The organism is Pseudomonas sp. GL_139_B (assembly GCF_057834475.1).
In genome coordinates this window covers 710550-723893 of sequence record NZ_CM174403.1, presented here as the reverse complement: position 1 = coordinate 723893, position 13344 = coordinate 710550, and the positions used below count along the sequence as shown (strand labels likewise).

11 protein-coding genes are annotated in these 13344 nt (G+C 59.8%); 10 read left to right on the top strand and 1 reads right to left on the bottom strand.

All coding sequences use genetic code 11. From position 1 onward, the window contains the following. The gene (locus AC3ISI_RS03130; protein ID WP_489335437.1) at positions 1-1068 is read right to left on the bottom strand and encodes a DUF2333 family protein; all 1068 of its coding nucleotides are present in this window, start codon (positions 1066-1068) and stop codon (positions 1-3) included. 289 nt (positions 1069-1357) lie between these two features. Here AC3ISI_RS03130 and AC3ISI_RS03125 point away from each other — a divergent pair, with 289 nt between their 5' ends. The 10 genes from AC3ISI_RS03125 (at position 1358) to fis (ending at position 13291) form a co-directional block, all read left to right on the top strand. Next, entirely contained in the window at positions 1358-3028 is a 1671-nt protein-coding gene (locus tag AC3ISI_RS03125; RefSeq protein ID WP_489335436.1) for a diguanylate cyclase, read from the top strand. Then, positions 2913-5027, top strand: a complete 2115-nt coding sequence (locus AC3ISI_RS03120) for a methyl-accepting chemotaxis protein (RefSeq protein ID WP_489335435.1) — start codon at positions 2913-2915, stop codon at positions 5025-5027. Before AC3ISI_RS03125 ends, AC3ISI_RS03120 begins: the two co-directional genes overlap by 116 nt. A gap of 163 nt (positions 5028-5190) precedes the next feature. Beyond that, positions 5191-6936 (top strand): protein-disulfide reductase DsbD, encoded by a 1746-nt coding sequence (locus AC3ISI_RS03115; RefSeq protein WP_489335434.1) that lies wholly within the window; start codon positions 5191-5193, stop codon positions 6934-6936. 131 nt (positions 6937-7067) lie between these two features. Next, the gene (gene aroQ / locus AC3ISI_RS03110; RefSeq protein ID WP_223515185.1) at positions 7068-7520 is read left to right on the top strand and encodes a type II 3-dehydroquinate dehydratase; all 453 of its coding nucleotides are present in this window, start codon (positions 7068-7070) and stop codon (positions 7518-7520) included. Positions 7521-7568: 48 nt separating this feature from the next. Next, positions 7569-8033, top strand: a complete 465-nt coding sequence (gene accB, locus AC3ISI_RS03105; protein WP_489335433.1) for an acetyl-CoA carboxylase biotin carboxyl carrier protein — start codon at positions 7569-7571, stop codon at positions 8031-8033. 17 nt (positions 8034-8050) lie between these two features. Further along, the gene (gene accC, locus AC3ISI_RS03100; RefSeq protein WP_489335432.1) at positions 8051-9409 is read left to right on the top strand and encodes an acetyl-CoA carboxylase biotin carboxylase subunit; all 1359 of its coding nucleotides are present in this window, start codon (positions 8051-8053) and stop codon (positions 9407-9409) included. A gap of 242 nt (positions 9410-9651) precedes the next feature. Continuing rightward, complete coding sequence (gene prmA / locus AC3ISI_RS03095) at positions 9652-10530, top strand: 50S ribosomal protein L11 methyltransferase (RefSeq protein WP_489335431.1); 879 nt, start codon at positions 9652-9654, stop codon at positions 10528-10530. Between the two features lie 30 nt (positions 10531-10560). Beyond that, a complete protein-coding gene (locus AC3ISI_RS03090; RefSeq protein ID WP_489335430.1) occupies positions 10561-11778 on the top strand; it encodes a DUF3426 domain-containing protein in 1218 nt (405 codons plus the stop codon). Between the two features lie 185 nt (positions 11779-11963). After that, a complete protein-coding gene (dusB, locus tag AC3ISI_RS03085; protein ID WP_150779736.1) occupies positions 11964-12974 on the top strand; it encodes a tRNA dihydrouridine synthase DusB in 1011 nt (336 codons plus the stop codon). Next, positions 12971-13291 (top strand): DNA-binding transcriptional regulator Fis, encoded by a 321-nt coding sequence (gene fis, locus AC3ISI_RS03080; RefSeq protein ID WP_007907419.1) that lies wholly within the window; start codon positions 12971-12973, stop codon positions 13289-13291. Before dusB ends, fis begins: the two co-directional genes overlap by 4 nt. The last annotated feature ends 53 nt before the right edge of the window (positions 13292-13344 follow it).

The window sequence follows — 13344 nt, the reverse complement described above, 5'->3', positions numbered from 1 at the left end:
TCAGCCCTGATTGAGCAATTGACGCAGATCGATCACCGCTGCGTTGGCGCGGGAAATATAGTTGGCCATGACCAGCGAGTGGTTAGCCAGCACGCCGAAGCCGCTGCCATTGAGGATCATCGGACTCCAGACCGGCTCTTGAGAAGCTTCCAGCTCCCGAATGATCTGACGCACGCTGACCGTGGCATTTTTCTTGGCCAATACATCGGCGAAGTCGACTTCGATGGCGCGCAACAGATGGGACAGCGCCCAAGCCTGACCACGGGCTTCGTAGAAAACGTTGTCGATCTGCATCCATGGCGTCTCGACGATTTCTTCGTCGACCTGAGGCACTTGCCCCGGCGCGAGGACTTCGGTTTTCAACGAGGTGTTGAGTTTGACCCGGCCGACGCTGGCCGACAGGCGTTGTGACAGCGAACCCAGGCGGGTACCCACGTCACCCAGCCAGTTGTTCAGGTTGTCGGCGCGGGCATAGAACAGCGCGCTTTTCTGGTTCGGATCGGACAGACGCGCCTGATAACGGCTCAGGGAATTGATGCCTTCCTGATATTCGGACTCACTGGAAGGCAGCACCCAGCTTTTGTTGTCGAAGTTGAAACGCGGTTCAGCCTTGGCCAGATCGGCGTCTTCGGCTGACTGCGACTGGGAGCGGGCGAAGTCTTTGCGTAGCGCGCGGCTCAGGTCGCGGACCTGGACCAGCACGCCATATTCCCAGCTCGGCATGTTGTCCATCCACAGGCCTGGCGGGAAACGGTCGTTGGAAATGTAGCCACCCGGCTTGTGCAGCAACGTCCCGGCAACGGTTTTGAGAGTTTCCACCGTGGTATAGCCGATGACCATCTGCTTGCCTTCTTTTTCGGCAGCGATCTGGGCATTTTGCTGGACCGGGAACAGCGCAGGCTCAGCACTCCAGTACCAACCCAGGGCAATCGTAACCAGCAGATAAAGGCCGATCAGCGTGGCCAGCGCCCGGCTGAACAGCAGGCCGCCAAAGTAACTGCGGGTGGCCGATTTAGGTTCAGCAGCACGTTCAGGTGCGCTGCCCGCGCGGTTCTTCCAGTCCAGCATGGCGATATCCTTTCAATCACTTGAGTTCATCGGTTCGACCACAACCCTACGGCATCGTGCCTCGTTTTGCTGCGTATTAAATCCGCCGGGAAACAGCGAGCCACACAATGACTGCGATCGACGGCCACTATAGATGAAGCGCAGCCGCGAGCCTATCCGACCAACCGGTCACAAACTGAATAAGGCTGATTAACAGATAATTGCCGTACGACTCTCATCCCATCGAAAAGAGGTGCTAGCATAGGGCCACCAGTCGATCTCAGCATTTACCCTAACTAGTAGTCAGGATATGACCGAGCCAGAAGACCCCAGCCGTGAGCGCCTCAAGCACCACTTTGCCCAGCGGGTAATTCATCAGGCACGTCAAATTCTTGAGATCTGGCAGCGCCTGCAACGCAGCGAGTGGTCCACCGCCGACTTATCGGAACTGAGCGAGGCCAACCTGCGCCTGCTGCGGTTTGCCGAGCGTTTCGAGCAACCGGAACATACCCAACTGGCGCACCACATCGGCCAATCGTTGGAGGCTGTCGACGCCAATCGCGGACGCCTGAGCAGCGGGCTGATCACCGATCTCAATCGCTTGATGCAGCGCCTGTCGCGCACCGGCCTGCGCCATGGCGATCAGCTCGAACACACCTTACTGCCACCTTTGCGCAAACCGATCTATGTGATGTTGCAAGATCACGACCGTGCCGAGCGCCTGGCCAAGCAACTGGAGTTTTTCGGACTCAGCGCTCAATCCCTGGACAGCGTTGCCGCGTTCCGTTCTTCGATGGTCGAGCGCTTGCCCGCGGCGATCGTCATGGACGTGGACTTCAGTGGTGCCGGCATCGGCTTGAAACTGGCCGCCGAAGCCCAGGAAGGTCTCGATCATCGCCTGCCGCTGTTGTTCTTCAGCCTTCACGAAACCGACACCCCGACTCGCCTCGCTGCCGTGCGTGCCGGTGGCCAGGAGTTTCTCACCGGCACCCTGGAAGCTTCGAGCCTGCTGGAGAAAATCGAAGTCCTGACCTGTGTCGCTCAGTACGAACCTTATAAAGTACTGATCATCGACGACTCCCGCGCCCAGGCCCTGCACACCGAACGCCTGCTGAACAGCGCCGGGATCGTCACGCGCACGTTGATCGATCCGATTCAGGCCATGGCCGAACTGTCGGACTTCCAGCCTGACCTGATCATCCTCGACATGTACATGCCGACCTGTACCGGTACGGAATTGGCCAAGGTGATTCGTCACAACGACCGTTATGTCAGCGTGCCGATCATTTACCTGTCGGCCGAAGACGATCTGGACAAGCAGCTCGACGCCATGAGCGAAGGCGGCGACGACTTCCTGACCAAACCGATCAAGCCGCGCCACCTGATTACCACCGTACGCAACCGCGCGGCACGGGCGCGCAACCTGAAAGCCCGGATGGTCCGCGACAGCCTTACCGGCCTGTATAACCACACGCACATTTTGCAATTGCTTGAAGACTGCAGCTTCCGTTCCCGCCGCGAGAGCAAGCCGCTGTGCTTTGCGATGCTCGACATTGACCACTTCAAACGCGTCAATGACAGCCATGGCCACCCCATGGGCGACCGGGTAATCAAGAGCCTGGCGCTGTTCTTGAAGCAACGCTTGCGCAAGACCGACTTCATCGGCCGCTATGGCGGCGAAGAGTTCGCGATCGTCATGCCGGACACCGATCTCGAATCGGCTTACGCAGTGCTGAATGAAATTCGTCAGCGCTTTGCCGAAATTCACTACCCTGCCCAGCCTCAAGACCTTTGGTGCACTTTTAGTGCCGGCGTGGTGGAACTGTGCGAGCACTCCGACAGCCTGATGATGGCCAGCCAGGCGGATGAGGCGCTATACCGCGCCAAGGACGCCGGACGCAATCGTGTTCAGGCGGCGCGAACATCACGGCAAAGTGCCACTTTTTTATCGGAATCCACCGATCTCGTCACAACCCTGTAACACAAACGCAATAAATTCAGGCGCTTACCATTCTGCCGTCGGTAGACCCGCTATGCGCCTGAAGTTGCTGACCAATCTCAACACCCTCCTTTTAGTCGCCGTGTGCGTAGCCCTTGGCGCCACACTGTGGTGGTCGCAAAATGCCCTGGAGCGCCCTTATCTGTTGATGGAGCGTTACCTGGGGCTGTCCCGGCAATTTCAGAATGACGTCGCGCGCAATATCGAGGACTACCTCGCCAGTGGCGATGCCCTGCGCCTGAGCAGTGCCAGCCAGGCCATTGACGTCCTGCAAAAGGAGCTCGGTGAGTTGCCACCGGCACTGGCCGACACCTTGCGCCCGAGCCTGTCGAACCTGGATGAATTCAGCAAAACCGATCTGCTGGCCGCCGGCAAACTCGCGGGCGACCCGCAGGCACTGCTGCTGCAAGCCGAACGCGAGCTCGGTGCCAGCCTCGACCAACTCAGTCAATACGCCCGCGCTGACGTGTCTTACCTGACGCCGCTGCTCGCCGCCTCTCAACACCTGGGCAGGCTGTCCCTGGCACGGGACAAACTGGTCAGCAGTGGCCGCAGCGAACTGGCCGCCGACGTCGAACGCGAAGTGGCCAACATTCGTACTCAGGCGGAGTTGCTGGGCAGCTTGCCGCTGCTCGGCGTCACCGCCAAGAGTGAATCGAACACCGATGATTTCGCGTCGATGATGGGCCTGGAGAACAGCGAGAAAGCGGCCGCCGAAGATGCGGGAGTCGGCCTCAAGCGTGAACTCAACAGCCTGCTCACGCGCTACCCGGCCGAACTGTCGCGCACCCGCGATCAAATCCAGAGGCGCACCGAACTGAGCGCCGCCACGCACCTGAAAATCGCCGCCGTGCAGCAAGCCATTGCCGGACTCGAACCCGTGGTCCGCGCCCAGCACGGCCAGATCCAAGGCGAAGTGCGATTGATGCAGGGTGTGATGATCGGGCTCATCCTGCTGATCGCTTTACTCATAGACACCCTGCAACGGCGTCTGGCCCGAACCCTGACCAATCTGGCGCCAGCCCTGTCTACCTGGGCAGAAGGTGACTTCAGCCGGGACATCGAACTGGGCAATACCAATCGCGAACTGCATGACATTCAAGCGTCACTCAATCGCCTGCGTGCCTATCTGGCGGATCTGGTCGGGACCATTCGTCTCAACGCCGAACAAGTCGCCGGCAGCAGCCGAACCCTGGCCGATTTGAGCAATGACCTGCACAGCGGCGCCGAACATCAGGCAGGCGACACAGCATTGATCCGCGATTCCCTCGGTGAACTGGAAGCGACGATTCAACAGGTCGCCGGCGATGCCAGCCAGGCAGCCGACGCCAGTCGTCATGCCGGCCTGGCGGTTGCGCACGGCCAGAAAGTCATCGGCCTGAGCCTTACCGGCCTGCATGCGCTGGTGGGTGAAGTGCAGAATAACGCGCAAATGATCGAGCACCTGGCCGAAGAATCGGCGACCATCGGCGGCGTGCTGACGGTGATCCGCTCGATTGCCGACCAGACCAACCTGCTGGCCCTGAACGCCGCCATCGAAGCGGCTCGCGCCGGGGAAATGGGTCGAGGGTTTGCGGTGGTGGCGGAGGAGGTTCGCTCACTGGCGCAACGCACCGCCGGGGCCACGGCCGAAATTCAGACGCTGATTGCCGGCCTGCAAACTGCCGCGCGTCAATCCGTGGAGGGCATGCGTGCGCAGGTTGAACACGCCGAAGCCACGGCTAATCAAGCGCAAGCGGCCGACGGGGCACTGGATAAAATCGTCGGGGCTATCCAGACCATTTCCGACACCGCCGTACGCATTGCAGATGTCACCGCCCAGCAGAGCGGCGCGGTCAGCGAAATTCGCGACCACAGCGAGCGAATTCACCAATTGGGTGGGGATAACTTGCTGCGCATTGGTGAAGGGCGTGAGCAAGGGGAGCACCTTTTGGTGCTGGGCGGTCGGCTGCGTACGGCCGTTCAGGCCTTTCGTGTCTGACAGACCGCTATCGCGAGCAGGCTCGCTCCCACATTGGAATGCGTCCTCCTGTGGGAGCGAGCCTGCTCGCGACAGCGCCAGAACCCTCACCACAAAATTCCCTACCCTGCACACCCGCCCGCCGTCCGCTATCATGCCCCCAATTCCGATACGCGAGATTGTCATGCGCCGTTTGCTCTGCCTGCTGCTTTTAGTGCTCGCCCTGCCAGCAACTGCCACCGGGTTGCTGGACACCCGGCCCAGTTCCACCCTGGGCGCGATCAACAACAGCGCTGACTTTCTGCCAGTGCGCGAAGCCTTTCAATTAAGCCTGGTAGACAGCACGCCGCAGTCGATCAGGCTGCGGTTCGTCGCCACCGAGGGTTATTACCTTTACCGGCATCGCTTCCAGTTTCGCGCAGATCCGGCCGATATCAGCCTGGGCGCCGCAATACTGCCCAAGGGCGAACAGAAGCACGACGAGTACTTCGGCGACGTTGAGGTTTATCACGGCGTTGTTGACGTAGAAATACCGCGCACCGATCAACGCGCCTTCACACTGGCCGTGACCTATCAGGGCTGTGCCAACAAAGGCCTGTGCTATCCACCGGAAACCGAGCGCCTGAGCATTGAGGGCGTTGGCGCCCCGACCTCCGCGCAAAGCGTTGGCTGGCGCGAGCTTGCACTGTTCTTCCTCGCCGGTTTGGGTTTGACGTTCACCCCTTGCGTGCTGCCGATGCTGCCCATCCTTTCCGGTGTGGTGCTGCGTGGTCAGGTCGGAGGTTTGCGCGGCTTCAACCTGTCCTTGGCCTACGTGCTGCCGATGGCCGCGTGCTTCGCCCTGCTCGGTGCGCTGATGGGGATGTTTGGCGCGCAACTCAATCTACAGGCGCGCCTGCAATCAGCCTGGGTGCTGGTGCCGTTTGCGACGTTCTTTGCGGTGTTTGCCCTGGCGATGTTCGGCGTATTCGAACTCAAGCTGCCACACGCCATCAGCAGTCGTCTGGATCGCATCGCCGGCCGCACTGAAGGCGGCTCCCTGTGGGGCGCCGCGGTGTTGGGCGTAGTGTCCAGCCTGCTGGTTTCGCCTTGCGTTTCCGCGCCCCTGGCCGGCGCGCTGTTGTACATCAGCGCCAGCGGCGATGCGTTGGGTGGTGGACTGAAACTGTTCATGCTCGGCCTCGGCATGGGCGCGCCGCTGTTGCTGGTGGCCACCGGTGGCGCGGCCTGGTTGCCGAAAAGCGGGCCGTGGCTGGTCTATGTGAAAAACGCCATTGGGGTGTTGTTGCTGGGATTGGCGATCGGCCTGCTCAGCCGAGTACTGCCGGGCCAGATCACCTTGCTGCTGATCGGCTTGCTGGCTGGCGGAGTCGGCTTGTTCATGGGCGCGCTGGAGTTCGTCTACAAACCGCCTCGAAAACGCCTCGGCCAATTACTCGGAATGTTCCTGCTGTTTTACGCGTTGGCGTGCTGGTTCGGAGCCTTCAGCGGCCAGACCGATCCGCTCAACCCGATTGGCCAATCGCGGGCGGTTGCGAGTACCGAGCCATCGCAAAACAACGGAACCTGGCAAACCATCAGCACGCCATCCGAGTTGGACCGCGTGCTCGCCGACGCCCAATCCTCCGGTACCCCGCTGCTACTCGACTGGTACGCCGACTGGTGCATCAGCTGTAAAGTCATCGACCGCGAAGTCCTGAAGGACGCAAAAATCGTTGAGCGCCTGCAAGGCTATCGACTGGTGCGTTTCGACATCACCGCCAGCAATGCCGAGCAACGCGCCCTGCTCGACCGATACAAATTGTTCGGCCCTCCCGCCTTGATGTTTTTTGGCAAGGACGGCGTTGAACGTGCGGACGTACGAGTGATCGGCGAGATCAATGCCGCAGACTTCGCCAAACGTGTTGCGCATGCAAATGACCAGATTTAAACACCCGGTCACATATTTCGCGCAAACATCGGCTATCGTGCTGGCTATTGCATAGAACTGGACAGTCACAAAGGCTTTGCGGCATAGTCGCCGGGTTCTGACACTTGCCCACAGATAACAAGGAACTGCAGATGGCGACCCTATTGGTGCTGCACGGCCCCAACCTGAACTTGCTCGGCACCCGTGAACCGGGCACCTACGGCGCTACGACACTGGCGCAGATCAACCAGGACCTGGAACGCCGCGCCCGAGAAGCCGGCCATCATTTGCTGCACCTGCAAAGCAACGCCGAGTACGAATTGATCGACCGCATCCATGCCGCTCGCGGTGAAGGTGTGGACTTCATTCTGATCAATCCAGCAGCTTTTACGCACACAAGTGTCGCATTACGTGACGCGCTGCTGGCGGTGAGCATCCCATTCATCGAAGTGCATTTGTCCAACGTGCACAAACGCGAACCATTCCGCCATCACTCTTACTTCTCCGACGTAGCGGTGGGAGTGATCTGCGGCCTTGGCGCCAGCGGTTATCGACTGGCCCTGGAGGCTGCACTAGAACAGCTTGAAACACAGGCAACGGCTTGAACTACAAGCGTTAAACGCCCCTGACCGACCCTTGGGAGTTGATGATTCATGGATATCCGTAAAGTTAAGAAACTGATCGAACTGCTGGAAGAGTCCGGCATCGACGAGCTCGAGATCAAGGAAGGCGAAGAGTCCGTACGCATCAGCCGTCATAGCAAAACCCCGGCTCAGCAGTACTACGCACCGGCTCCAATGCACGCTCCGGCACCAGCGCCTGTTGCTGCTGCTCCGGTTGCCGCTGCCGCTGCACCTGCTGCTCCGGCCGCGCCTGCTCTGAACGGCACCGTTGCCCGTTCGCCGATGGTCGGTACGTTCTATCGCAAATCTTCGCCATCCTCGCCTTCGTTTGTTGAAGTCGGCCAGACCGTGAAGAAAGGCGACACCCTGTGCATCGTCGAAGCCATGAAGATGATGAACCACATCGAAGCTGAAACCAGCGGTGTGATCGAATCCATCCTCGTCGAAGACGGCCAGCCGGTTGAGTACGACCAACCGCTGTTCACCATCGTTTGAACCGCGGAGAAACTTTGATGACTGCGAAGTTGGAAAAAGTTCTGATCGCCAACCGCGGTGAGATTGCCCTGCGGATCCTGCGTGCCTGCAAAGAGATGGGCATCAAGACTGTCGCCGTTTACTCCAAGGCTGACAAAGAGCTGATGCACCTGGGCCTGGCAGACGAATCCGTCTGCATCGGTCCTGCCTCGGCCGCGCACTCTTACCTGCACATCCCGGCAATCATCGCCGCAGCTGAAGTGACCGGCGCTACCGCCATTCACCCAGGCTACGGTTTCCTTGCGGAAAACGCTGATTTCGCTGAACAGGTCGAGAACTCCGGCTTCGCCTTCATTGGCCCGAAAGCCGACACCATTCGCCTGATGGGCGACAAGGTATCGGCCAAGCACGCCATGATCGCTGCCGGTGTTCCAACTGTTCCAGGTTCCGACGGCCCGCTGCCAGAAGACGAAGAAACCGCTCTGCGCATCGGTCGCGAAGTCGGTTACCCGGTGATCATCAAAGCCGCTGGCGGCGGCGGTGGTCGCGGTATGCGCGTTGTGCATAAAGAAGAAGACCTGATTTCTTTCGCAAAACTGACCCGTACTGAAGCTGGCGCGGCGTTCGGCAACCCGATGGTCTATCTGGAAAAATTCCTGACCAACCCACGCCACGTGGAAGTCCAGGTACTTTCCGACGGCCAGGGCCAAGCCATCCATCTGGGCGACCGCGATTGCTCGCTGCAACGTCGTCACCAGAAGGTTCTCGAAGAAGCGCCGGCACCGGGCATCGACGAGAAAGCACGCCAGGAAGTCCTCGCTCGCTGCGTCAAGGCGTGCATCGACATCGGCTACCGTGGCGCCGGCACTTTCGAGTTCCTTTACGAGAACGGCCACTTCTACTTCATCGAGATGAACACTCGTGTGCAGGTAGAGCACCCGGTTTCGGAAATGGTCACCGGCATCGACATCGTCAAGGAGATGCTCAGCATCGCCGCTGGCAACAAGTTGTCGTACACCCAGGACGACGTGGTGATCCGCGGTCACGCCCTGGAATGCCGAATCAACGCCGAAGACCCGAAAACCTTCATGCCGAGCCCGGGCACGGTCAAGCATTTCCACGCACCAGGCGGCAACGGCGTTCGCGTCGATTCGCACCTGTACAGTGGCTATGCCGTTCCGCCGAACTACGATTCGTTGATCGGCAAGCTGATCACCTACGGCGCAACCCGTGAAGAAGCCATGGCGCGCATGCGCAATGCGCTGGACGAAATCGTTGTCGACGGGATCAAGACCAACATCCCGCTGCACCGCGATCTGGTCCGTGATGAAGGCTTCTGCAAAGGTGGAGTGAACATCCACTACCTTGAGCACAAGCTGGCAGGCGAGAAGCACTAAGCTTCGACCCGATCAACAAAGCCGCCTTCGGGCGGCTTTGTTGTTTCTGGACATTTCATCGGAGCTATCGCCCCTGCCCCCCTGTGTGAGCGAGCAGGCTCGCTCCCACAAGGTTCCGTGTCATTCAGGAACCTCGCGGCGATGAACGCCAAGCGACTCCCACAAAACCTCCGCGCTCGCGTAAACTTGCGCGCTTCTCGCAGCCCGCTAGGCTGCAATCAATATTTTCAAAGGTGCCCGCCATGCCTTGGCTGCAAGTCCGTCTCGCCATCAGCCCAGAACAAGCCGAAACCTACGAAGACGCTTTCCTTGAAGTGGGCGCCGTGTCGGTGACCTTCATGGACGCCGAAGATCAGCCGATCTTCGAGCCAGAACTCAATACCACGCCACTGTGGTCGCACACCCACCTGCTGGCCCTGTTCGAAGGCGGCACCGAAGCTGCCAGCGTATTGGCCCATCTTGAGCTGCTGACCGGAAGCCCGCTGCCCGAGCATCATAGCGAAGTCATCGAAGACCAGGATTGGGAGCGCAGCTGGATGGACGGGTTCCAGCCGATGCGTTTCGGACAGCGCCTGTGGATCGTCCCAAGCTGGCACGCCGCGCCCGAGCCAGACGCCGTGAACCTGCTGCTGGACCCGGGCCTGGCGTTTGGCACCGGCACCCACCCGACCACCGCGCTGTGCCTGGAATGGCTCGATGGCCAGGACCTCAAAGACTGCAACGTGCTGGATTTTGGCTGTGGCTCGGGGATTCTGGCGATTGCCGCCCTGCTGCTGGGCGCCAAGGAAGCCGTCGGCACCGACATCGACATCCAGGCGCTGGAAGCCTCCCGCGACAACGCCGGGCGTAACAACATTGCCGAAGCACTCTTCCCGCTATATCTGCCGGAAGATCTGCCGCCGGTCAAAGCGGACGTATTGGTCGCCAACATCCTTGCCGGGCCATTGGTCTCCCTGGCCCCGCAACTGTCGAGTCTGGTCAAACCCGGTGGACGCCTGGCGTTGTCCGGCATCCTGGCCGAACAAGGTGAAGACGTTGCGGCCGCCTACGCTCAAGACTTCGATCTGGATCCGATTGCCAATCGCGATGGCTGGGTGCGCATTACCGGCCGTCGGCGCTAGAATGAACGCCTGCATAAACCGGATCGCCGCATGACCGATAGCTTCGTCACCCAGTGCCCGCATTGCCAAACCAGCTTCCGCGTCAGCCATGCCCAGTTGAGCGTGGCCCGCGGAGTGGTTCGTTGCGGCTCCTGCTTGCAGGTATTCAACGCCGCCAAACAATTGCTGGAACAACGGGCCGGTAAAGAAGCCATCAAACCGGCGACCCCGGCCATCGTTGAACCGCCAGTGCAGCGTGCTATCAGCCAAAAGCAATGGACGGCCTCCGAACTGGATCTGGACAGTCTGGATCTGGACGAAGAGCTCGCCCGGCTCGAACAGCGGGAAATCCAGCCAACCACAGAGTTGGGCCGGCACCGCGAAGACGGCCTCAGTGCCCGTCGCGACTCTATCGAGCAAGACGAAGAGCCATGGTCCGACAGCCTATTCAGCGAGTCGGCCGCTGACCGCGCCCAGTCAGCAGAATCCGAACAGCCGGAATCAGAACCTGAACCGAACAAGCACTCACGAACCGAGCCTTCGTTTTCGCTGGAGCCGGTTGATCTGGATGAAGAGCCCCAGGTGCCCCATCTGCGCCTGAACGACCCACTCGACGCCTCCCTCAACCACGAGCGCCTGTCGGCGACTGAAAAGCTCGACGACAACCTGCCTTCCATCGAACCGTTGCGCAAAAGTCGCGAGCGCAGTGAACCAGGCGTGCGTGCCGAGGTACTGCAGGACTTGACCGATGACCCACTGCAACTGGATTGGCAGAAACGTCGATCCCCCTGGGGCCGGCGGTTGTTCTGGTTGCTTCTGGTCTTGCTCGGTGCCGCCGCGCTCGCAGGCCAATACATTGCCTACCAATTCGACGAACTGGCCCGTCAGGACCAGTACCGCCCCTGGTTCCAGCAACTGTGCCCGAAAATCGGCTGCACAGTGCCGTCCAAAGTCGACATTGCCAAAATCAAAAGCAGCAACCTGGTGGTCCGCAGCCACCCAGAATTCAGTGGTGCCTTGGTGGTCGATGCGATCATCTACAACCGCGCTCCGTTCTCCCAGCCCTTTCCGCTGCTAGAACTGCGCTTTGCCGACCTTAATGGCCACTTGATTGCCAGCCGCCGCTTCAAACCCGGCGAGTACCTCGGCGGCGACCTCGAAGGTATGGCGGAAATGCCGCCGCAAACGCCAATCCACATCGCGCTGGATATTCTCGACCCGGGCGCCAAAGCGGTGAACTACAGTCTGAGCTTCCACTCCCCCGAGTGAAACGCCTTACCGATACAGGCTTGGCGGCAGATTTCTGACGGGTACCGTCCATACCTGACCGCTGGTAATAACCGCATAACTGTTCAGATTTTGTTCAATTCAGCCTTTATCCAGTCATCGAGAGCGGGTATCATGCCAACCCTTTTTCGAACTCTAATGATCCGGCCCCACAACAGGGAAGTCCTATGTCGGCGGTACGCATCGGTCCATATACATTGCAAAACGGCTTGATTCTCGCCCCGATGGCGGGAGTCACCGACCAACCCTTTCGTCAGCTGTGCAAGCGATTGGGCGCGGGGCTGGTTGTCTCGGAAATGGTCACCAGCGACATGAGTTTGTGGAACACCCGCAAGTCGCGTATGCGCATGATTCACGAAGGTGATCCCGAGCCACGCTCGGTGCAGATCGCCGGTGGTGATGCGCAGATGCTGGCGGACGCGGCCCGGGCCAACGTCGAACTAGGCGCGCAGATTATTGATATCAACATGGGTTGTCCGGCGAAAAAGGTCTGCAACAAGGCTGCCGGTTCTGCGCTGTTGAAAGATGAAGCATTGGTCACCGAGATCCTGCAGGCCGTCGTGGCTGCGGTTGATGTGCCGGTAACCCTGAAAATCCGTACCGGCTGGGACCGGGACAACAAGAATGGTTTGACGGTGGCAAAGATCGCCGAGCAGGCAGGCATTACGGCGTTGGCGGTCCATGGCCGCACCCGTGCCGATCTGTACACCGGTGAAGCCGAGTACGACACCATTGCCGCGATCAAACAGGCGGTGTCGATTCCAGTCTTTGCCAACGGCGATATCGATTCGCCTGAAAAGGCCCGATACGTGCTCGACGCGACCGGTGCCGATGGTTTGTTAGTAGGCCGGGCTGCCCAAGGGCGGCCATGGATTTTTCGTGAGATCGAGCATTTCCTGCGTACCGGCGAAAAACTTCCGGCGCTGGAATTGATCGAGGTGGAACGCATTCTGCTAGAGCATCTGGCCGCCCTGCACGTCTTCTATGGAGATGTCATGGGTGTCCGTATCGCTCGAAAGCATGTGGGCTGGTATCTCGCAACCTTGCCGGGCGCCAGGGAGTTTCGCGCCCACTTCAATCGTTTGGAAGATACGGAAGCACAATGCGCCAACGTTCAGGGCTTCTTCGCCGAACGTTACAAGAGCCTGACAGGGGACGAAAAAGGGGTGGCCGCATGACGATGATGACCGAGACTTTAGTGAGTGGAACTACACCCGTGAGCGACAACGTAAATTTGAAACAGCACCTCAATACGCCGAGCGAAGAAGGTCAGACCCTTCGCGGGAGTGTCGAGAAGGCGCTGCACAATTATTTCGCCCACCTTGAGGGCGCTGCCGTCACGGATGTGTACAACCTGGTGCTCTCCGAAGTCGAGGCTCCCCTGCTCGAGTGCGTGATGAACTACGTCAAGGGCAACCAGACCAAGGCCAGCGAGCTGCTCGGGCTGAACCGAGGCACGCTGCGCAAGAAACTCAAGCAGTACGATTTGCTGTAAGCATTCAATCAAACCAGAAAGGCGCCCGCGTAAAACCGGTCGCCTTTTTTGCT